We start from the raw sequence: 19684 nt of genomic DNA on the forward strand, positions 1-19684 counted from the left end.
AAAAATGGTACTAACAGGATTTTACTCCCATCAGTACCAAATATTGTAGAACCCTTACTAAAAACGTTTTCATTAATGGACAAGTTAACCTACGAAAAAAGCGACCAGCCTCTGCTGATCGCTTCTAAAGAGTTGGGCTAGCTGGATTCGAACCAGCGCATGACGGTACCAAAAACCGTTGCCTTACCGCTTGGCCATAGCCCAATTTGTAAGTCATCATTTGACGACTTCATTAGTATAGCAAATCCAGCGGTAATTGCAAGGGTTACTCCCAACTTTTTTAACATTTTTGGTCTAGGCGCCCCGGTGATGCCGGACCCACCAGGTAATTCCGGCTAACAGTGCGGTCCAGGCCAGACCAATCAAGCTGATGATGGCCCCCACTCGCAAGCCCGGCACGTGGTAGGTCAGCTTAATCCGGTGGTTCCCCGCCGGCAGGGCCAAGCCGACAAAGGCGGTATTGGTCCGCAAGACTGGGGCCGGGTGGCCATCAACGGTCGCCATCCAGCCCTTGGAATACGGAATCGACGAGGTCAAGACCCCGTAGCGCGACGTGGTCAACTGCCCGCTGACCGTGTTCGGCGCGAAATGCAATTTTTTCAGCCCGTGGGCTTGGATTTGGCGCACTTCGCTTTGGTACTTGTCCCCCAGCCGCGCGGCAACCACCTGATACTTCAAATGGTAGGTGCCGAGCTTAGTCGGCTTAAAGGTCAACTGGGTCGGTAGGTGCTTGGCAAAGTAGCCAACGTTCATCGTCCCGTTTTTAACGACCTTAAAGAAGGACAGGACGCTTTGCTTGGGCTGGCTGATCTTTTCGGTCCCGTACTTACTGGTCAGCTGCAGGGTGTAGCTAATGTCCGGCGAACCATTAATGAGGTGGTAGCGCCAGTACTTGTACCAGACCGACTTTTCATTTAGGGCTGCGCCCGGATTAAAGTTGGCGGTTTGCTTAGCGTGGGCCATTTCCGCGGCTAACTGCTGCTTGAGGGTCAGTGGCTGGTACTTAATCGTCTGAAATTCGACGTGGAGCTCACTTTCCTTAAGTCGCTTGGCAAATTGTTTGTTGGTCAATTGTGGTAAGACCAGCTGGTAGGTCTCCTCGGCGTCGCGGTAGTGCAAGTTCGCCGGGTTGACCTGGTTAAAGCGGTTGGAAATCAGCTGACTCTTGAGCTTGACGACGTTACCCGTTAAATCCGCCGGCGTCAGCTTTTGAGCCACGTGGTCTGCAACGACCACCCCACTGGCCAGTGCCCGCTCCTTAGCCGTCGGCCCCAACTGGCGGTACTGGGCCGGGGTGATGGCGGTGCTTTGCCAATACAAGAGCGGGAAGTTTTGCTGGCTCTTGAGCCGGACGGTTTGGATCGGCGGCAGATCCTCCTTCTTGGTTGCCCCCGCTGGTTGCTTGGCATTGTAATCGTACTGGGGCGCTGTCGCCTGATCCAAGAAATACCCCTGCGGCCACTTAGTTGCGTTAGCACCGTTGGTTTGGACAAAGAGATACTTGACCCCTAAAAAGTTCAGCCAGACGCTCCGGTCATCGACCTGCCGCAGCGGGACGTTGGCCTGGTACTGGGTGTTTTGCAAGTCCTGGCTGAACTGACCGAGGTACTGATTTTGCAGCGAGTAGTAGGAATCGATATTGTGCATACCAGTCGTCAAGTCATTATCATTCAAGACGTCGCTGACAATGTCATTTTGGCTGAGCGTCGAAACCCGGTAGGTCGGCTGCTTACTCAGCCCCTTTTCCAAGCCCCCGTAACGCTGGGTGGTCAAACGCTGGTAGGCGCCGCGCGGCAGCATCGCGCTGGCGAAGTCCCCGTTGTACGGGAAGGCGGCGTAAATGGCGTTAAAGCCGGCGTTGGCCAAGATCAAGGCCAGTAGCCACCGCCCCGGGTGGGCCACCACCCCCGCGTGAATCAGCCACAACAACAGCAGGCCACCCAACAGGCAGGTCAACGGTACAAAGAGGGCCGCATCATTTTTAAGGAAGTAAGTGGCCAAGACGACCAGCAGGTAGACCGCGGTCGCCCACGACATTACCAGCAGCTGGTGGCGAGTCAACTCACCGACGTGTTGGAGAAGGAAGCAGACCGCCATGGCGATCGGCAAATAAATCAGCAAGGTCCAGCGGTTCGAGGCCGCCATCAGCCCATTGAAAAAGGCGCCAACCGCCGGAATCAAAAGCATTACCAAGGCGAGGGCCAAACTGAGCGCCAACAGCGGGTAGCGTTTAGGCTGCAAGTAAACGTAGACCAGGGCCAAGAAGCCAAAGGAAACAATCCCCAGCGCCGCCCAGAACATAAAGGACCACTGGCCGCCGTTAATCAAGGCCTTGGGCAAGAAAAGGTAGTAATACGCCGGGTAGGTCGTCAGCCCATTGGCAAAGGTCGAACCGGCCCGGGTGGAATTCATGACGGTCAAAATTTCTGGTACTAACAAGACCGCGCTTAACAGCAGACTCGTCACCGTCGCCAAGCCCAGCTTCAAGATGGTGACCCCGTAGTCCAAGCGCCCCCGGTAATGGGTCAGCACCCGCAAAACCAGGAACAAGAAGGTCCCGATCCCCAGCACGTAGGCCAGGTAGTAATTATTGACCAGCATCCAGACAAAGGCCCCGGCCAGCGGCCACCACGAGCCCCCCTGCAGAATCCGTTCGACCTGCACGACTAAGAGCGGGAACAGGATGAAGGTGGTGGTAAAAAAGGGCTGGGCTAAGCTGGCGTAGAGCAGGTAAGAATTAACCAGGTAGACGACCGCCCCGGCCACGATCACCCAATCGGCCAGCTTAAAGTGGCGGGCAAACCAGACAAAGGCCAGCCCGGCACAGTACAGGCGCAGCACCACCATCACCTGGTAGGCCAAGACCATTTTGCCAGCCGGAAACAGCAGGGCCAGGTAGGCAAAGACGTCCCCGATCGTGTAATAAGAAAAGATCGCAAAGGTATCCGACCCCAGCCCCATCCGCCAGGACCACCACTGGTGCGGGCCCAACGGGTGGGTCAAAAAGTGTAAGACGGCCTTGCGATATTCAATCAAGAGCGGGACGTGTTGATTGAGCGGATCCTTATTCCAAATCAAGCTGTTGCCCGTCACCAGGTAGGTGCCGTACATACAAGCCGCAATTAAAATAAAGACCAGGCTATACAGCAGATAGACCCGGCGCTGCTTGGACTGGGCAAATGAAAATTCCATCGTAATTCCCCTTGGTAAAAAATTAACGGCCGTGGTAATTACTTACCACGGCCGTTGATGAATCGGGAAAACAGGATTCGAACCTGCGACCCCCTGGTCCCAAACCAGGTGCTCTACCAAGCTGAGCTATTTCCCGAAATGAAGTCCTTGTCATTACCTGACAACAGTTAAATATATTACCGGTCACCAGGGCAAATGTCAACCACTTTTGTTAATTTTTTTAAGCTCGCTTCCCCACCGCAAAATTTACCCCAGCAGGGCCGTCGTTTCCGCTGGAACACTGGTGGGCGCAGCATGCCGGTGACAGGGGACGGACTGTCCCCCGCCCCCGAAAGCTCACCGGCTCTATTATACCAGACCGCTGGGCGGGGGCTGGTTAAATTTTGGCAAAGTCCCGCGGCAATTCAAAACGCCCAGCTCTTCTGCTGAGCTGGGCGTCTAAATGCGCTTAAGCCGTGATAACAAGTACCCCGAATTGGATTAACTACCTAAACTTCCCAAACCCGCAATTCCACCACCACCGCTAAAAGGGCTTCAAAATCACTTCGATCAAAGCCCAAGCGTACCATCTGTTGTTGTAATTGCTTTTCGGTGGCCAAACTGGCCCCAGGCTGACTGGCCAACTGCAACCAATGGGTAAATTCCTGCATGTCATTTCCTCCCAACGAAAAAAAGTAGGTCCCCTTTTAAAGGCCCTACTTTATATATACGCGGTTTCGGCTGATTTTTAACTTTTAATTTTGGTATATTTGGCAAATTGACGCGTCGCTTTGGCCACATCATGGGCCCCCAGCACCAACGAAATCACCGCCGTCCCGGCCACCCCGGTGGTCCAGACGGTTGCTAAATTGGTTGCGCTAAGACCGCCGATTGCCACGACCGGGTGGCGACTTTGAGCTACCAACGCCGCTAGCCCCGCAACCCCTAGGGCCGGATCGGCATCCGCCTTCGAAGTCGTCGGAAAGACTGGTCCACTGCCTACATAGGCCACCCCAGCTAATTGATTGGCCCGCGCCAACTGGCCCGCCGTCGCACAAGAGTAGCCGACAAAGAGCCCCGCGGCTTGGGCGGCCGTGAGCACCGCTTCAATTCCCTGGTCGCGTTGGCCGACGTGAATCCCGTCCGCCCCCAGCTCGCGGGCCAGGGCGAGGTCGTCATCGACCACGAAGGGACAATCGTACTGGCGACATAGAGCGCGCAACCGATGTCCCAACTGGATCCGAGCTCCCCCGGTCAAAGCGCCAGGTCCCTTTTCCCGGTACTGAAACATGGTAATGCCGTTTTGCAAGGCGACTTCAACTTTGGCTAACAGCTGGTCGGGCCGCCCCTGGGTATCCTGGCTCCCACCCACCAAGTAGGCCTTTAACATCGTGGTTTCAAATCTCATTTTTACTACACCGCCCAATGATTTAAGGGACCATGCCCGTGCCCCACTTGAATGCCTTCCCGAATTGTTGCCGTGACGTAGGCCTTGGCCACCCGGATCGCCGTTGCCAAGTCGACTCCCTTGGCTAATTCCGCCGTAATGCAAGCCGAAATCGTATCGCCAGTGCCGTGGGTATTAGCGGTCGCCACCCGCGGACTGGTCAGCCAAAAGTCCCGTCCGTTTGCCAGTAAGACGTAATCCACCGCCGCTTGGTCTGCGCCCAAGTGACCACCCTTGACCAAGACATTGGCCGCTCCCAGGGCCTGCAAGTGTTCAGCCGCCTGGCGCATCTGGGCTTCCGTCCGGATCTTTTGGCCGGTTAAAACCTCGGCCTCGGGTAGGTTTGGCGTGATTAAAGTGGCCAACGGCAAGAGCTGGTCGCGGACGGTGGCCACGGCCTCATCAGCCAAGAGCGGCGCCCCACCCTTGGCAATCATCACCGGATCAACGGTTAGCGGACCAAAGTCGTAGCGCTGCAGGTTTTGGACCACCGTTTGGACCGTCTGGGAATCAGCCAACATCCCGGTTTTGACTGCTTTAATTTGGAGGTCCTCCGCCAAAGCAGCAAACTGAGCATCAATCATGGCCGGGGGTAGGACCTGGGCCCTTTGGACGCCGCGGGTATTTTGGGCCGTGATTGCTACCAAAACGGTAGTTGCAAAGACGTGGCGCATTTGCATCGTCTTCAAATCCGCCTGCATCCCGGCCCCACCACCGGAATCAGAACCCGCGATTGAGAGGGCCTGGGGAAATTGTGGCTTAGTCATTAGTCTGCACCGCCTTTCCAAAGTCGTGTGGGGCTTGAGCAAGCACCGTCAGAAAATTGCTCAGCCAGTGCCCAAGCTGCCCGTCATCCGCCTGGGCGCCGGCCTGACCAAAGTAGGCCGTCCCTAATTCGGCCGCCGTCAAGGGGGCCATTGGCAAGGTCAAGCAACCGGCTAAAAAGGCCGATAACATATCCCCGGTCCCAACCACTTTGGGCATCAGCGGACTGCCGCCAGGCAGCGCCTTGGTATGCTGGCCATCACTGACGTAATCGACCGGGCCCGACAAAACGACCAGACAAGCGTGGCGCTTGGCACAGGCCGCTGCCACCTGGGCCAAGTTGGACTCGGCCCCCGCGTCAATCCCGTGACCATGGCTGGTTGCCCCCGCCAAAACCGCAATCTCGCTGGCGTTGCCCCGAATCAGGGTTACCGGGCCGGCCAAAAGCTCGGTGATCAGCTGCCGGCGTGCCTGGCTGGCCCCGACCGCCACGGGATCCAGGACCAACGGCTTCTTGAGTTGGCGCGCGGCGGTAACAACGGCACGTAAGAGGGCCGCTTGTTCGGCCCCAACCGAGCCGATATTGACGACCACGGCATCCGCCAAGGCCACCAATTCCGCGGCTTCGGCCGGGTCGCTCGGCATCAAGGGCGACATTCCTGCCGCACTGAGGCAATTAGCGACGGCCCCGGCGGTGATAAAATTCGTGACCGCTAACACTAGCGGTCGCCGTTGCTGCAGACTAGTAATTAATTGAACTTCCATTTGCCATTTCCTTTCCGGAACGGCCAGGCCGGGAAACGAAAAAACGCGTTGCGATGAGTCAACTCACCCGCAACGCGCGATCCCTACTTGATCGGCTTGGTAACGTCCCTTCGCGAGTCTTAACTCCCAGGTTCAATGGATCCGTACGTTTGCGTACATCTCAGCCCGGCTCACGGGCACTCCAGTTACTTAAATTAGTCTAATTATAACCCTTTTTTCACATCACGGCAACTGCGCCGGGCCCGGCGCACTGGGTTAGTCGTCCGGCCTGATCAATCACGATCGCCCGGACTTGGGGCAATTGGGCCACCGTTTGCTCAATCGTCGCCCGGTCCTGGCCAAAGAGCATCGTCGTCCAAATTTCGCCATCAACTGAGCGTGGCGAGATGATCGACAGACTGGTGATCTGGGCCGGGGTTGGGTAGCCAGTGTGCTTATCAAAAATATGGTGGTAAAAATGATTGTGCGCCTTTAAATTCCGTTGGTAGATCCCGGAGGTCACGATCGATTGGTCGCGCAAATTCAAGACCCGCCGGTAAGTCCCCAGCGGCTGGGCTGGATCTTGTAGGCCAACGTGCCAATTACCATCGGCATTGGTCCGCTTGCCGCCGATCACCACAACGTTGCCGCCCAGGTTCAGCAAGGCTGACTTAACCCCCGCGGCGCGCAAAAAATCGGTCAGCAAATCGGCAATGTAGCCCTTGGCCAGCGCGCCGAGATCAAGCTCCATCCCCGGTTGGGTCAAGTAGACCGTTTGCCGCTGAGCATCCAATTCAATCTGGTGCGGGTCCGTCAGGGCCAGGCGGGCCTGGATCTGTTCATCACTAGGCTTATGGGCGTCAGCAAAGCCAATGTGCCAGAGTTTAACCAGCGGACCGAGGGCAATATTGAGATTGCCGTCCGGCCTTAAACTGTACTTTTTGCCCAGGGCAATCAAGTCAAATAATTCCGGGGCCACTGCAACGGGGGCCACGCCGGCCTGGTGGTTGACCTGCATTAATTCGGCCGCCTCATCATTGGCCGAGAAGCGGTGCTCGTATAGTTTCAGCCGCGCGACCACCGAATCGGCCAGCGCCTCCCCCTTAGGATCATCAATTTGTACGTCAATTACGGTCCCCATCAAGTGGACCCGGCGGGTTGCCATCATTTGCCGTCCTTCCTTTCTTTTGGTAAGTCGTTATTTCCAGTGTACCCCAGGCCAGCCCGCTTGCAAAGCATTAAAAAAGGCGGGCCGCACCCGCCCCGCCGAATAACACTAACCGAAGAAACCAATCACCGTCTTGACACTGGCAAAGGCCATGAAAGCGACCACGATCCAGCCGGTGATCGCTAACCAGAGCGGATGGCGGTAAGCCGCGCCCATGATCTTTTGGCGACCAGATGCCACCAGCAAGATTGCCAGGGCAATCGGCAGGATAAAGCCGTTCAAGGCCCCCACCACGACCAGCACCTTAGCCGGTTGGCCGATAAAGACAAAGACCACCGTCGCAAAGGCGATAAAGCCAATCGTCAAAGCATCACGGTACTTGACCGACCGCCCGCTAACCGCGTAGTCCAAGAAGGAGGTCGACGTAAAGGTCGAGCCGATAATCGACGACATCCCGGCCGCAAACAGCAAGAGGCCGAAGAACTTGTAGCCAAAGGCCCCCGCCGCGGTCTTAAAGATTGAGGCCGCCGGGTTGGTTGGATCCAAAGTCGTGCCGGCCACGACGACCGCCAGCCCGACCAAGAAGAGCATTACCCGGATGACGGAAGCCAGCCCGATCCCGGTCAAGGCCCCCAAGTTGACGTACTTCAAATCGGCTTGGCCCTTGGCGCCACCTTCAAGGAGCCGGTGGCCCCCCGCAAAGGAGATGTAGCCCCCGACGGTCCCACCGACAATCGTCAGGATCGAGTAGAAGTCAATCTTAGTTGGCGCAACGGTGTGAACCGCCGCCGTCGCGTACGGAATCTTAGTCACGCACAACATGTAGACCAAGACCAATACTGCAATCACCGCCAGGGCTTGGACCGTCCAGTCGACGACCTTCAAGGCATTGCGCACGATCAAAATCACGATGGCAATTACCGCCGAGATAATCGCCCCGGCCGCGACGGGAATGCCAAACAACACGTTCAACCCTAGGCCGGCCCCGGCAACGTTCCCAATGTTAAAGAAGAGTCCCCCTAGGGCCACCAGGGCGGACAGCAGGTAGCCTAAGCCCGGAACCACGTCATTGGCAATCATTTGGGCCCGCTTGCCGGCCACGACGATCACCCGCCAGATGTTTAACTGAACAATAATATCAACCAGAATACAAATTAAAATCGCAAAGCCGAAGTTGGCCCCTTCGGCCTGGGTAAAGGTCGCCGTTTGGGTCAAAAAGCCCGGGCCGACCGCTGACATCGCCATCAAAAAGGCGCCCCCGATCGCTGCTTTCTTGACGGCAGCGTGGCGGCTAGCCGCCGTTAAATCACGTCCGTTTTGCATCATGTCACCTCTGTTCTTTCTTATGCCAATTGCGTCAAAAAAGACTTATCCCGCGCTGATTTCAATCCCTTGGGCCAGCATCGCCGCCCGCAGTTCTTTAACCAGGGCCAGGGCGGCTTCGTTATCGCCATGGACACAAATCGTATCGACTTGCAACGGGACCGTTTCCCCGGTAATGGCGGTCACGGCTTGGTTTTCCACCATCGCCACGGCCCGGGCCGCCACCTGCTGGGCGTCCGTCAGTACGGCGCCGGCCTGGCCGCGCGGCACCAAGGAACCATCCGCCTGGTAGGCCCGGTCGGCAAAGACTTCCGAACGCGCCGGCAGCCCAACTTCGGCCGCTGCTTGAAGCAAGGCCGAGCCCGCCAGCCCGTACAGGGGCAGGCCGGGATCAAACTGCTTGACCCCCCGGCAAATCGCCAGGGCTAAATCGTAATCCTTGGCCGCCGCGTTGTACAAGGCGCCGTGGGGCTTAACGTGGTGGAGGCGGTGGCCCTTGGTAAAGCCCGCCAAGGCCGCGACCTGGTAGGTTACCAGGTGTTCAACTTCCAGCGGACTCATCGCCAAATAGCGCCGGCCAAAGCCCTGCCGGTCCGGAAAGCCGGGGTGGGCACCGATCGCCACCCCGCGCTGGGCCGCGACCGCCACGGTCTGGGCCATCACGTCGGGATCCCCGGCGTGCACCCCACAGGCAACGTTGGCCGAGGTAATCAAGCCCATTACCGCTTCATCGTTGCCGACGGTGTAGCGGCCAAAGCTTTCCCCTAAATCACTGTTTAAATCGATTGCGACCATCTTTACTCCCCCTTTGAGCGATTATCCAGCCAGTTGACGTCAGTCGCCAAGCGTTGGAAATCCGGTTCCTGTAGAATTTGTTCCAATAAATCCAAGTTGGTTTTAATCCCCTTGATCACCGTCTCGTCAATCACGGCCTGCATCTGCTGGAGAACCCGTTGGCGACGGTCACCATAGACGATGATTTTGGCAATCATCCCGTCGTAATTGGTCGGCACCCGGTAGCCTTGGTAGAGGGCCGATTCAATCCGGACCCCCTGTCCACTCGGCAGGTGCAAGCCGGTAATTTGCCCCGGCGTTAAGGCGTTGACCCGGCACTCCAGGGCAAAGCCAAACGGTTGGGGCCGGCGGGTACTCAATTCGGCCCCCGCCGCCAAGCGGAGCTGGATTTCCACCAGGTCGGTCCCGGTAATCAGCTCGGTGACCGGGTGTTCAACCTGGATCCGGGTGTTCATTTCCATGAAGTAGTAACTGCCGTCGGGGTTGTAGAGGAATTCAATCGTCCCGACCCCCTCGTAATTCAGCTGGCTGACCGCCTGCTCAGAACGCCGCAACATTTCCTCACGGACGTTGGCCGGCAAGACGACGGCCGGCGCTTCTTCAATCACCTTTTGGTGGCGGGCCTGGATCGTGCAGTCCCGTTCTCCCAGGGCAACCGCATGTCCGTAACGGTCCGCGATGATTTGGACTTCAATGTGGCGCGGCGCCGGCAGGTACTGTTCCAAATACATCCGGTTGTCGTTAAAGGAGGCGACCGCTTCTTCTTGGGCCGTAGCAAACTGCTGGGTCAAATCGGTCACGGAATTAATGATCCGCATCCCCTTACCACCCCCACCGGCGCTGGCTTTCAGCATCACCGGGTAGCCAATTTGATTGGCCTGGGCGCGGGCTTCCGCTAAAGTCGTTACGACCGCTTGGCTCCCCTTGACCACCGGCAAACCGGCCTTTTTCATCGTCAGGCGGGCGGTTTCTTTATCCCCCAGCATTTCAATCACCGCCGGGCTGGGACCGATCAACTTAATGTGGTTGTCCCGGCAGGCCTGGGCAAAATCAGCACTCTCGGATAAAAAGCCGTAGCCCGGGTGAATCGCATCCGCCCCGGTCAACTGCGCGGCCCCAATCAAAGCAGCAATGTTAAGATAGCTTTGTTCAGCGTTGGCCGGGCCAATGCTGACCGCTTCATCGGCCAACTTAACGTGCAAGGCCTCGGCATCCGCCGCCGAATAAACCGCGACCGTCTCCAGTCCCAAGATCCGGCAGGTCCGAATGATCCGCACCGCGATCTCGCCGCGGTTGGCAATCAGGACCTTGTGGAAGGGCCACTTACTGACCGAATTACTGGATTTGAATAAGTGGTTGTCCATATTCAACCCCCTCCTCATTATTGACCAGGACCCGTTCGACGACGCCATCCACATCGGCGACGACGTTGGTAAAGACCTTCATCGCTTCAATCACGCCGACGATTTGGCCTTGCTTGACCTCATCGCCAACTTGAACGTACGGTGGTTCCTGTGGCGACTTAGCAGTATAGAAGATCCCAACCGTCGGAGCGTTGATCGTATGCCCTTCGACCACGTCGGTCCGCGGGGCGCGAACTGGTTGGTCATCACTTGACATGGCCACTGGAGCCACTGCTTCGACGACCGGAGCCGGCGCCTTCTTCAATTTAATTTTTTCATCGCCCTGTTGGTATTCCAACTCGGTTAATTCACTGCCTTCCAACAACTTGGTTAAAGTTTCAATCGCTTCTTGATCAATTTTCATCTTGGTCACCCCTTCTAATTTTCACCCTGCCAACCATCAGTCTTCAAACAGGCGGGCAATCCGCTGGCTGGCCACCCGGCTGATCCCGTACGGTGGCTTGTATTTGCCCGTAATCACCGTTTGTTCCAGTTCATCAAGCGGCTGGCGGACGTCGGCCAATAAGGTTTGCGCTGTTGGCAAGCCGATCAACTTAAAGCGAACCTTTTGCCCCGGCTGGCACTGAGCAAAATAACCCAGGTCAACCGTCGCCACCACGGCGATAATCGGGTAACCGCCGGTCGTTTGGCGGTCCGCCAAGAGGACAATCGGCTGCCCGTTGGCCGGGACTTGCAACGCCCCACGCACGGTCGCGGTGGATAAGAGACTGCGCTCGGGCACCGTTAACTTGGGCCCCGTCAGTCGGTAGCCCATCCGATCCGCTTGATTGCTGATTTCGTATTCACTGTCCACGAGCGCCGTTTGGGTCGCTTCATCAAACCAGTCCCACTGCGGGCCCTTGAGCAACCGGATTTCGGCTGGCGTGGCTTGCTCGGGCAGGCGCTCGGCTGGCAAGTGGCGGTGGAAATAACTCGGCAAGACGACCTGGCGCTTGACCGGAAGTAAATCCCCCGCCGCCAGGGCCTGACCGTTGAGGCCGCCTAAGTGCAAGCGCATCGTCGTCGAGCGGCTGCCTAGCACCGGCTGGGTCTGGATCCCGCCGGCGACGGCCAAATAGCCGACCCGTCCTTTCGTCGCGTTACCAATCGTCAAGACATCGCCGGCCTGAACTTGCCAGCACCGGTTGGCTGCCAGTGATTCGCCGTTGAGGTCGGTCGCAAATTCCGCCCCAGTCAGGGCGATAAAGGTGGGCGCGCTGAACTCAATCGTCGGGCCGAGCAAGGAAAATTCCAAAACCGCGGCTTGTTCGGCATTTCCGACTAAGAGGTTGGCCACCCGGGCCGCCCCCTGATCGATGCTCCCGGACTCGGGGAAGCCATCGCGTTGGTGCTGAGGCCGCCCCGCGTCTTGGACCGTGGTTTGGATCCCCGGCTTTAAAATTTGCAAATAAGCCATTATGCCACCCCCTTTGGTTGGTAGGTCCCGGCCGCGACGGCTTGCTTAATCGTCGCAAATTCCGCCGCTGATACCGCTTGAAAACGAATCAAGTCACCCGCGTGATAGAAGCTTTGCGGATGCGCCGGGTCATAGAGCTTGAGTGGGGTCTGGCCGATAATGCGCCAGCCCCCCGGGGACGCCACTGGGTAAAAGCCCGTTTGGGCCCCGGCAATTCCGACGCTGCCGGCCGGAATTTCTAAGCGGGGTTCGGCCAAGCGGGGCATGGCAATCTCATCGACGACACTACCCATGTAAGCAAAGCCCGGCAAAAAGCCCATAAAGTAAATCAGGTAATCCCGGCTGGTGTGCTTGGCAATCACTTCCTCGGCACTACACTTGGCAAAGGCCGCTACATCGGCCAGGTCCGGCCCAAATTCGCCCCCGTAACAGACTGGAATCAGCCAGGTTTGGTGGGGCGCCAGTTTGGCTTGCATTGCCGCGTCAATCAACGGCGTCAGCTTTTTCATGACCATCTCCGTCGTGGCCATCTGCCCGTTGAAAGTCACCGTCAGCGTTGCATACCCCGGAATCACGGTCTTGACCATTGGTAAATGGGCCGCCAGCACCGCCTGCCCGATGGTTTGAAGCCGTTGATTGACCGCCGGATCAATCGTCGTCCCCATTTCAATGGCGACCGCCTGATCACCCACTGGAATCATTCGATAATCCATTCCTTCACCTTCCTTGCTTTTTTCCGTGCCGACCTCGGTTCGTCCGCGTTGGTTTGATTAATTTTTTATGAGAATAGATTAATTTTAGGGGGTGACGATTAAATTGTCAAAGTTGAACCCCTAATCACCACCTAATTACCCAATTTTCACTTAACCTTTCAAAGTTAAATTGGCGAACCGACTTATTTTTTCTAATCAAACCGCCGGTCGGCACTTTCTAAAACCACAAACTTAATTTTTTTTGATAAAAAACAAAGCCCAGAAACCATCGACTGTTCACTTGGTTCCCGGGCTTTGGGTATTCAACTGCGCTTGCTTAGACCAACTTCCCCACGACCGGCAACAAGGCTAACTTCTTGGCTCCGTGGGGAGAGTCCTCATGTAAAGCCTTGGTTACGTCTTGGCCGGCTTGATTGCCATGGTGGCGCCCATTCGGCCAAGCTGGGCTGTTGGTGACATCGTACACGACCCCATCCACGGCGACATAGGCTGGTTGGCCATTTTGGCCGTCATATTGGGCTAACTGTGCTAAGGTAAAGGTTTTTTCCGTCATGTTGCTCATCCTCCTTTATTTTTACCTATTATAACATTAAGCGCTTTCCACGTTAATTATTAACCTCGCCACTGGTGAGCTTTTAAGGCGACATGGGTCGGATCGCGCAGGCTGACCCCCTCGGCGGCCAACAAGCGCGCTTGCTCCGCCCAGCCGGGTACCAAACGCCCAGTCGCCGTCACCACCCGGTGGCAGGGATAATGCACGGCCTGGGGCGCAGTGCCTAAAATCCGCCCCACCAGACGCGCGTGACGGGGCCGACCAATCCGCTTGGCAAGCTGCCCGTAAGTCGCCACCTTCCCGCGCGGAATCAAGGCCACTTGGGTCAGGACTTGGTCAATCAATTGTTCATTTAAAACAGTTGTCATTTCGCTTCCTCCGCCGTTTTTTTGCTTGCATTTTAATACCAATCCGCTAAAATGAGCAAGGATTACTTTTAAGGAGATAAATAAGTATGCTCTTGCGTCAGCTCGATTACTTCGTCAAAGTCGTTGAAAATAACAGTTTCACCAAGGCTGCGGCCCAGGCCTATATTTCGCAATCGGCCATTTCCCAGCAGATCCAGGCCCTGGAAAAGGATCTCGGCGTCGATTTGATGGTCCGCCAACACCGCAGCTTCGCCCTCACCCCCGCCGGCGAATACCTCTACCGCCACGCGCCCCAGCTCTTAGCCCAGGCCAAGGAATTAAAGGAAAGCACGATCAGCGTCGGCCACACCAACACTACCCACCTGACGATCGGCTGCGTGCGGTCCTACATCGGCCCGGAATTCAATCAGGCGGTCGCCAGCTTTAACCAGCAACATCCCCACTTAGAATTAAGCATTACCCTGGGCAACCACGAAGAACTGTTTGACGCCTTGCGGCAAGAAAAGGTCGACCTGGTCTTTAACGACCAGCGCCACCCTGAATCCGAAGCCTACACCAGCCGGCGGATCATCACCACCCAAAAGATGGTCGAAGTCTCGGCCAACCAATCCTTAACCGGGCCGGTCACCGCCCCGCAGTTGTCCGCGCTCCCTTGTTATATCCTGGCCGCTTCGGATCAAGAGGCCGGCGAAATTCGCTACTACCGCGAAGCCCTCGGGATTACCAGTCCCTTGCGCTTTGCAACTAGCCTGCGCGAGGCCCGGCTGATGGTGGCGGCCAACCAGGGCTGGCTGTTGACCGATCAACTCAGCGATCATCCCGCCGTCCCCGCCGCCATTAAACTTCTGCCCTTTACTGACCCACACCACGCACCCATCTACCAACCCTACTTTCTCTTTTGGAAGCGGCAGATGACGACGTTGATTAACGATGCCTTTGACGAAACACTGCAGGAACAGTTCAGCTAGTTTTGTCAAGCTACGTGTTGGATGCCTTAGCGCTAAAGGCCACTGTCGACCACGACCTGGCCTACTATGACCGGGAAGTGACCCAAGACTACTTGCACGCTGTTGAGTTTACTCCGCTGGCCCAAATTGATGCTCCCGGGCTAATCGCCGCGTTGCAAACGCTGCGCCAACGCCGGCGGCAGGTCAAAGACCTCAGTTTGTTGCTAAACGCGTTCGATACCGCCTTTGACGCCAATCGTTTTTGGCAGGCGCTCAACGTCAGCGCAACCGGCATTAAATATCAGGTCCGTTCGGCTCAGGCTGCTGCGGCCCTGCCTACCCTGTGTCAGCTGCCGATTACGCCCGAAACCGATTAAAGCAAAAAATGGGAACTACCCCCAACGGGCGGTTCCCATTTTATTTACTAATGCTGGTGCCGGCAATGGCCTGCCTGACAGGGGCAAAGATGCTTCGCATGGTAAGCCAAGCTGCAGACGTTGATCACCAACGAACCCAGGGCCACGACTAAGCCTAATTGGTGTAAATGTTTATTAGTCATCACTTTTTCCTCCTCAAGAAAGCGTTTGCCTTAACTTGAGGATACCACATTTTCAGCTCCAATGCCGCGAAATTGGTCCGCCTTATCACGAGGACCGTTACCCCCAGGCCAAGCGAAGGCCCAGGTCAACCGCCGTTAAAATGGTGGCCACGCCAAAAGCTCTCAGCGTCCACCAGTAGTAAACCTTAACGGCCGGGCCCGTCCGTTGCACGAGCCAGTAGACCACCAGCAATACCCCGTTCTCAAATAGAAAGCCGGCAACGGACCCGAAGCTCGCTCCGGTCATCCCCTGGCGGGCCAAGGTCGCCCCCAGCCCCACCGCGTTCATGACCAACATGCTGACGACACACCCGGTGATAAATTTAGGACCGCTTTTTAACATCGTCCGCTTCCTTTCTGCTTAACGCTGCTTTTTGCCCCAGTACTGGAAGAGGTCGGTCCGCAGCGCCCCGTTGTATAATTTACGCCGCTTGGTGGCCGGGGCCCCGTAGTAAGTTTCAAATTCCAGGTCGGCGGTCAAAATGTACTTGGACCAGGTTGGCATCGCCCGGTAGAGCTGCCCCATCTGCCGGTACAATTCCCGGACGCTGGCCAGATCGCTCAGCCGTTCCCCGTACGGTGGGTTGGCGACCAAAACCCCGTTCAGCTTGTCGGTGTGCCAATCCTTAACCGCCAATTGCTTAAAGGTGATGGCTTGTGATAAGCCGGCCGCCCGCGCGTTGGCCTTAGCAATTTCAATCATTTGTCCGTCAATATCGTAACCAGTAATGTCTAATTCCACGTCGTAATCGGCCGCATCCAGCGCCGCATCGCGCAGGTCATCGCTTAAGCCGGCCGGAACCAGATTAACCCACCGCTCGGCCGCAAACTCGCGGTTAAGCCCCGGGGCAATATTGTAGCCAATCAGCGCCGCTTCAATCGGAATCGTCCCCGACCCACACACCGGATCGACAAAGGGGTTGTCCGGGAACCAGTGGGCCAAGCTGACCAGGGCCGCGGCCAGATTTTCCTTCAGGGGCGCGCCCCCCTTGGCCTGACGGTAGCCGCGCTTGAAGAGGCTGCTGCCCGAGGTATCCAGGGTCAATAAGACATGATCCTTAGCAATCGCCACTTCTAGCGGGTAGGTCGCCCCGGTTTCCGGCAAGCGAGTCCGCCGGTGATAGACCTGGCTGAGCCGTTCAACAATCGCCTTTTTTACCATTGCTTGGACCGTCGGCACGTGGTGCAGTTGGGAGTGGTGACTCTTGCCTTCCACCGGGAAATTGGCGTCTAGGGGCAAGAGGTCTTCCCAGGCTAAGGCCTTGGTTTGTTCAAATAATTCATCAAAATTCCGGGCATCAAATTCTCCCACTACGATCTTCACCCGGTCGGCGATCCGCAGCCACAGGTTGGTCCGCAAGACGTCGCTCATCGTCCCTTCAAAGCGGACCCGGCCGTTTTCGACTTGGGTCTGATAACCCAGTTCCCGTAATTCCTTGCCCACCAAGGCTTCCACACCCGCCGCGGCGGTCGCAATCAATTGATACTTCTGCACATTTTTACCTCTCAATCGTCCGGTTGTCCCAGACTGTAATCACCTACTATCTTACCACATCCCCATCCGTGGGTTGACCTGAAGCAACAACTCGTTGGTACAAGCGGGTCGTGAACGCATAGACGCTCAGGTAAATGACCAGCAACAAGACCGCTACACCGACCGCAATTTTTAACTCCAACCACCCGTCATACATACTAAAGAGCTTCAAGATCTTGTGGATCCCCGGAAAGGCCACCGCCAAATTCAGCAGGGCCCCACCCACGGGCAGCAAAAAGACGGCCAGAACCTGGGTCCGAATGGCAGCCGCCGTTTCTAGCGGCGTTAAGCCCACTGCTTGCATCGTCACAAACCGGTGGCGATCAGCCATGCCCTCGGTCAACTGCTTAAAGTAGATCACAATCGCCGTTGTAACCAGCATCGCCAAACTGATCAAAAAGCCGACAAAAATCGTGCCCCCGGTGAGGCCATTCAAAAAGGTCTTGATCGTCTGGCGCATTGACAAGTAGCTGTTGTCAGCCATTGGTAAGGCCGCCATCACGCTTTGTTCAAAGGCCAACTTTTTGGTGGTTGGTAAGGTCCGTTGGTAGTCAAAGGCCTGCACCCGGAGCTGGGGCAGTTGGACCGGCAATTGGTTAACCACCAAGTAGATCGGCGGAAAAATCGAGTGGGTCGGGTCGATGCCCCACTTAAAATGCGCCAGCCGGTGTAAGTGGTAGGTCGCCTCCCCCACCTTCAATCTGCTGGGCACCGCCTGCCCCGGCGAGTAGACGAGGGCTTGATTGGCCGCTAACGGCACGGGATGGTGGGTGAGACGTTGATAGGTCTGACGGCTAATCAGAATCAGCGTGGCCGTATTAGAAGCCGCCCCGCCCAGTTGAGTCGAAAACTTTGCCCCGGTGATTTTTCCATACTGGGGCACCGTAATCGAATAGTCTGCCACCCGCCGGACGGCAACCCCTTGCTGGTCGGCCAATTGCACGACCGTTTGGTGAACTTGGGCGCGTTGCTTGAGCGGGGTCACGACTTGGATGGCCGCCGGGTTCCACAAGCGTTGAATTCGACTCCGCCCCACGTAAAGGCTCAGCGAACCAAACAGCAGGACCATCACGGCGGAGCACAACAGGCAGATCGTAGCTAATCCGGCCCCGTTGGCCCGCATTCGCGTCAATAAGCCAGAAATGGCGATCATCCCGCGCGGACTTTCGTAGTAGCACCGGGGCCATTTTTGCAACTGCCGCAAAATTAAAATGCTGCCGGCCATAAAGACCAAGTAAGTCCCAATCACGACCAGCAACGTCGCGCCCATAAATTGTACCAGGGCGGCCATTGATGGTTTGACACTGATCGCTTGCCAGTAAGCCAGCCCTAAGCAAAGCAGCCCCAGGCTACCACTGAGCCACGGCGTTTTAGCCGCCGGCGCCTTTTCCAACTGGCCGGTCGTAAATAAAGCTTGCGGACTGACCTGCTGCAGCCGCCAGAGGTTAACCACAATTAAGCCCACTAGGCCAAGTGCCAGCACGACCGCGGTCGCAGCCGTCCCCCGGGCCGACCAAAACGCCAAGTGAATCGCCGTCCCGTCAATCAGCCGCAATAAGACCTGCCCAGCCAGCCGCGTGAAAATCGTCCCGGTGCAGACCCCCACCAGCCCGGCCGTGGCCAGAAAGCTAAACCGATCCAAGCTCATCAACCCGCCCAACTGCCAGTGCGTCATCCCCAGCATCCGATACAAGCCAAAGGCCCGGCTCTGCGCCTTGGCCAAGAAATTATCCGCGTAGCCTAAAAAGCCCAGCGTAATGGCAACGATGAAGACGATCCCAATTTGCAACAGGGCATTGGTCAAGCTGCTAAAGCCAAAATGACGCAGGCTGGGATCACTCGCCAGGGCAAACAACAAGTAGTTAAGGGCCACGAGGACGACCGTCGCCAACCAGGCCGGCCAGTAAATCCGCCGGTGGGCTTGCCAGAGGCTGGCCAATAATTTAATCATCATTTGCCACGCCCCCCTTGCTTAAGGTCAGCATCGCGTTATTGATTTGACTTTGCATCGCCGCACTGGACTGCTCCTTGCGAAACAGCTCGTGGTAAATCCGCCCGTCCTTAACAAAGAGGACCCGTTGGGCATAGCTGGCAGCCACCGCACTGTGGGTAACCATCAAAATGGTTTGCCCCTGGGCATTGACCTGATTAAAAATCGCCAGGATCTGCTGGCTGGTATTGGAATCAAGGGCGCCGGTCGGCTCATCGGCCAATAACAACGCTGGTTGCGTAATCAAAGCCCGGGCAATCGCGACCCGTTGCTTTTGGCCCCCAGAAATTTCCTGGGGATAGCGATCCAGCAGTTCCTGCAGGCCAAGTTGTTCCGCTAAGGGCGCCAGGCGGGCTTGCATGGTCGCTAATGGCGTCCGTTTTAAAACCAGCGGTAAGAAAATATTGTCGCGGTTGGTCAAACTATCCAATAAATTAAAACTTTGAAAGACAAAGCCCAGGTGATCACGCCGAAACTTCGCGGCTTGCTCCGCACTCAGCTGGGCTAAGTCCTGATTTTGCAAGCGGAGCTGGCCGGCCGTGGCTTGATCCAGGGTCGCCAATAAATTTAAGAGGGTCGATTTGCCGGCCCCCGATTCGCCCATAATCGCCACAAACTCCCCTGCATCAACCGTAAATGAAACGTCACGCAGCGCATGGACCGGATGGGCGGTATTGGCCCCAAAGGTCCGGGCCACGTGTTCAAGCGTCAATAAAGTCATTTCAAGTTCCTCCTTGTTCGACGTCAC

At 56.7% G+C, this 19684-nt stretch carries 21 protein-coding genes, 2 tRNA genes and 1 riboswitch; of the genes, 2 read left to right on the forward strand and 21 right to left on the reverse strand.

Annotation, left to right across the window (positions count from 1 at the left end):
* Window positions 1–132 precede the first annotated feature (132 nt).
* From FC43_RS10370 to FC43_RS10440, 16 genes are all read right to left on the reverse strand, one after another.
* Window positions 133–204 (reverse strand) — tRNA-Gln (locus FC43_RS10370).
* A 90-nt stretch (window positions 205–294) separates the two neighbouring features.
* On the reverse strand, window positions 295–3192 hold the full coding sequence (locus FC43_RS10375) for a YfhO family protein (RefSeq protein ID WP_056955610.1): 2898 nt from the start codon (window positions 3190–3192) through the stop codon (window positions 295–297).
* A gap of 62 nt (window positions 3193–3254) precedes the next feature.
* Window positions 3255–3328, reverse strand: a tRNA-Pro gene (locus FC43_RS10380).
* Window positions 3329–3680: 352 nt separating this feature from the next.
* Window positions 3681–3842, reverse strand: a complete 162-nt coding sequence (locus FC43_RS11165; protein ID WP_019205580.1) for a hypothetical protein — start codon at window positions 3840–3842, stop codon at window positions 3681–3683.
* 77 nt (window positions 3843–3919) lie between these two features.
* Complete coding sequence (thiE, locus tag FC43_RS10385; protein ID WP_056955611.1) at window positions 3920–4579, reverse strand: thiamine phosphate synthase; 660 nt, start codon at window positions 4577–4579, stop codon at window positions 3920–3922.
* 5 nt (window positions 4580–4584) lie between these two features.
* Window positions 4585–5385 carry a bifunctional hydroxymethylpyrimidine kinase/phosphomethylpyrimidine kinase gene (gene thiD, locus FC43_RS10390; RefSeq protein WP_056955612.1) on the reverse strand — a complete coding sequence of 267 codons (801 nt, stop codon included), beginning with the start codon at window positions 5383–5385 and terminating at the stop codon, window positions 4585–4587.
* Complete coding sequence (thiM, locus tag FC43_RS10395) at window positions 5378–6148, reverse strand: hydroxyethylthiazole kinase (RefSeq protein WP_056955613.1); 771 nt, start codon at window positions 6146–6148, stop codon at window positions 5378–5380. The genes thiD and thiM overlap by 8 nt, the downstream gene beginning before the upstream one ends.
* Window positions 6149–6235: 87 nt before the next feature.
* Window positions 6236–6342: riboswitch (TPP riboswitch) on the reverse strand.
* 23 nt (window positions 6343–6365) lie between these two features.
* The gene (locus FC43_RS10400; protein WP_019205584.1) at window positions 6366–7295 is read right to left on the reverse strand and encodes an FAD:protein FMN transferase; all 930 of its coding nucleotides are present in this window, start codon (window positions 7293–7295) and stop codon (window positions 6366–6368) included.
* A 108-nt stretch (window positions 7296–7403) separates the two neighbouring features.
* On the reverse strand, window positions 7404–8621 hold the full coding sequence (locus tag FC43_RS10405; protein ID WP_056955614.1) for an NRAMP family divalent metal transporter: 1218 nt from the start codon (window positions 8619–8621) through the stop codon (window positions 7404–7406).
* A 42-nt stretch (window positions 8622–8663) separates the two neighbouring features.
* Entirely contained in the window at window positions 8664–9413 is a 750-nt protein-coding gene (locus FC43_RS10410; protein ID WP_056955615.1) for a LamB/YcsF family protein, read from the reverse strand.
* Between the two features lie 2 nt (window positions 9414–9415).
* A complete protein-coding gene (locus tag FC43_RS10415) occupies window positions 9416–10777 on the reverse strand; it encodes an acetyl-CoA carboxylase biotin carboxylase subunit (protein WP_019205587.1) in 1362 nt (453 codons plus the stop codon).
* Window positions 10749–11180 (reverse strand): acetyl-CoA carboxylase biotin carboxyl carrier protein, encoded by a 432-nt coding sequence (locus tag FC43_RS10420; RefSeq protein WP_056955616.1) that lies wholly within the window; start codon window positions 11178–11180, stop codon window positions 10749–10751. The genes FC43_RS10415 and FC43_RS10420 overlap by 29 nt, the downstream gene beginning before the upstream one ends.
* Before the next feature lie 36 nt (window positions 11181–11216).
* Complete coding sequence (locus FC43_RS10425; RefSeq protein WP_056955617.1) at window positions 11217–12233, reverse strand: 5-oxoprolinase subunit C family protein; 1017 nt, start codon at window positions 12231–12233, stop codon at window positions 11217–11219.
* On the reverse strand, window positions 12233–12946 hold the full coding sequence (gene pxpB / locus FC43_RS10430) for a 5-oxoprolinase subunit PxpB (protein WP_056955618.1): 714 nt from the start codon (window positions 12944–12946) through the stop codon (window positions 12233–12235). Before pxpB ends, FC43_RS10425 begins: the two co-directional genes overlap by 1 nt.
* Window positions 12947–13262: 316 nt before the next feature.
* A complete protein-coding gene (locus FC43_RS10435; RefSeq protein ID WP_019205591.1) occupies window positions 13263–13499 on the reverse strand; it encodes a cytochrome b5 domain-containing protein in 237 nt (78 codons plus the stop codon).
* Window positions 13500–13558: 59 nt separating this feature from the next.
* Window positions 13559–13867 carry an MGMT family protein gene (locus FC43_RS10440; protein WP_019205592.1) on the reverse strand — a complete coding sequence of 103 codons (309 nt, stop codon included), beginning with the start codon at window positions 13865–13867 and terminating at the stop codon, window positions 13559–13561.
* A gap of 86 nt (window positions 13868–13953) precedes the next feature.
* Here FC43_RS10440 and FC43_RS10445 point away from each other — a divergent pair, with 86 nt between their 5' ends.
* Both FC43_RS10445 and FC43_RS10450 read left to right on the forward strand, forming a co-directional pair.
* Window positions 13954–14835: a LysR family transcriptional regulator gene (locus FC43_RS10445; protein ID WP_056955619.1), complete on the forward strand. Its 882-nt coding sequence runs from the start codon at window positions 13954–13956 to the stop codon at window positions 14833–14835.
* Window positions 14836–14837: 2 nt separating this feature from the next.
* Window positions 14838–15191, forward strand: a complete 354-nt coding sequence (locus tag FC43_RS10450) for a hypothetical protein (RefSeq protein ID WP_056955620.1) — start codon at window positions 14838–14840, stop codon at window positions 15189–15191.
* Window positions 15192–15238: 47 nt separating this feature from the next.
* Here the strand turns inward: FC43_RS10450 and FC43_RS11525 are convergent, their stop codons facing one another.
* The 5 genes from FC43_RS11525 to FC43_RS10470 all read right to left on the reverse strand — a co-directional run bounded on the left by FC43_RS11525 (window position 15239) and on the right by FC43_RS10470 (window position 19657).
* A complete protein-coding gene (locus FC43_RS11525) occupies window positions 15239–15373 on the reverse strand; it encodes a hypothetical protein (RefSeq protein ID WP_268872368.1) in 135 nt (44 codons plus the stop codon).
* A gap of 97 nt (window positions 15374–15470) precedes the next feature.
* A complete protein-coding gene (locus FC43_RS10455; protein ID WP_056955621.1) occupies window positions 15471–15755 on the reverse strand; it encodes a hypothetical protein in 285 nt (94 codons plus the stop codon).
* Between the two features lie 18 nt (window positions 15756–15773).
* Entirely contained in the window at window positions 15774–16907 is a 1134-nt protein-coding gene (locus FC43_RS10460) for a THUMP domain-containing class I SAM-dependent RNA methyltransferase (RefSeq protein ID WP_056955622.1), read from the reverse strand.
* A 46-nt stretch (window positions 16908–16953) separates the two neighbouring features.
* Entirely contained in the window at window positions 16954–18900 is a 1947-nt protein-coding gene (locus FC43_RS10465) for a hypothetical protein (RefSeq protein ID WP_056955623.1), read from the reverse strand.
* Window positions 18890–19657, reverse strand: coding sequence for an ABC transporter ATP-binding protein (locus FC43_RS10470; protein ID WP_019205599.1), 768 nt, complete (start codon window positions 19655–19657; stop codon window positions 18890–18892). Before FC43_RS10470 ends, FC43_RS10465 begins: the two co-directional genes overlap by 11 nt.
* Window positions 19658–19684: the final 27 nt, after the last annotated feature.

Origin of the sequence: Limosilactobacillus ingluviei DSM 15946, from assembly GCF_001435775.1 — a bacterium.
Lineage (GTDB): Bacteria > Bacillota > Bacilli > Lactobacillales > Lactobacillaceae > Limosilactobacillus > Limosilactobacillus ingluviei.

Coding starts and splice junctions, on each gene's coding strand:
- FC43_RS10415 (WP_019205587.1), bottom strand. CDS start 10,777: ATGGACAACCACTTATTCAAATCCAGTAATTCGGTCAGTAAGTGGCCC.
- FC43_RS10455 (WP_056955621.1), bottom strand. CDS start 15,755: ATGTTAAAAAGCGGTCCTAAATTTATCACCGGGTGTGTCGTCAGCATG.
- pxpB (WP_056955618.1), bottom strand. CDS start 12,946: ATGGATTATCGAATGATTCCAGTGGGTGATCAGGCGGTCGCCATTGAA.
- thiD (WP_056955612.1), bottom strand. CDS start 5,385: ATGACTAAGCCACAATTTCCCCAGGCCCTCTCAATCGCGGGTTCTGAT.
- FC43_RS10445 (WP_056955619.1), top strand. CDS start 13,954: ATGCTCTTGCGTCAGCTCGATTACTTCGTCAAAGTCGTTGAAAATAAC.
- FC43_RS10465 (WP_056955623.1), bottom strand. CDS start 18,900: ATGATGATTAAATTATTGGCCAGCCTCTGGCAAGCCCACCGGCGGATT.
- FC43_RS10470 (WP_019205599.1), bottom strand. CDS start 19,657: ATGACTTTATTGACGCTTGAACACGTGGCCCGGACCTTTGGGGCCAAT.
- FC43_RS10425 (WP_056955617.1), bottom strand. CDS start 12,233: ATGGCTTATTTGCAAATTTTAAAGCCGGGGATCCAAACCACGGTCCAA.
- thiM (WP_056955613.1), bottom strand. CDS start 6,148: ATGGAAGTTCAATTAATTACTAGTCTGCAGCAACGGCGACCGCTAGTG.
- FC43_RS11525 (WP_268872368.1), bottom strand. CDS start 15,373: ATGACTAATAAACATTTACACCAATTAGGCTTAGTCGTGGCCCTGGGT.
- FC43_RS10440 (WP_019205592.1), bottom strand. CDS start 13,867: ATGACAACTGTTTTAAATGAACAATTGATTGACCAAGTCCTGACCCAA.
- FC43_RS10375 (WP_056955610.1), bottom strand. CDS start 3,192: ATGGAATTTTCATTTGCCCAGTCCAAGCAGCGCCGGGTCTATCTGCTG.
- thiE (WP_056955611.1), bottom strand. CDS start 4,579: ATGAGATTTGAAACCACGATGTTAAAGGCCTACTTGGTGGGTGGGAGC.
- FC43_RS10410 (WP_056955615.1), bottom strand. CDS start 9,413: ATGGTCGCAATCGATTTAAACAGTGATTTAGGGGAAAGCTTTGGCCGC.
- FC43_RS10420 (WP_056955616.1), bottom strand. CDS start 11,180: ATGAAAATTGATCAAGAAGCGATTGAAACTTTAACCAAGTTGTTGGAA.
- FC43_RS10400 (WP_019205584.1), bottom strand. CDS start 7,295: ATGATGGCAACCCGCCGGGTCCACTTGATGGGGACCGTAATTGACGTA.
- FC43_RS10435 (WP_019205591.1), bottom strand. CDS start 13,499: ATGACGGAAAAAACCTTTACCTTAGCACAGTTAGCCCAATATGACGGC.
- FC43_RS10405 (WP_056955614.1), bottom strand. CDS start 8,621: ATGATGCAAAACGGACGTGATTTAACGGCGGCTAGCCGCCACGCTGCC.
- FC43_RS11165 (WP_019205580.1), bottom strand. CDS start 3,842: ATGCAGGAATTTACCCATTGGTTGCAGTTGGCCAGTCAGCCTGGGGCC.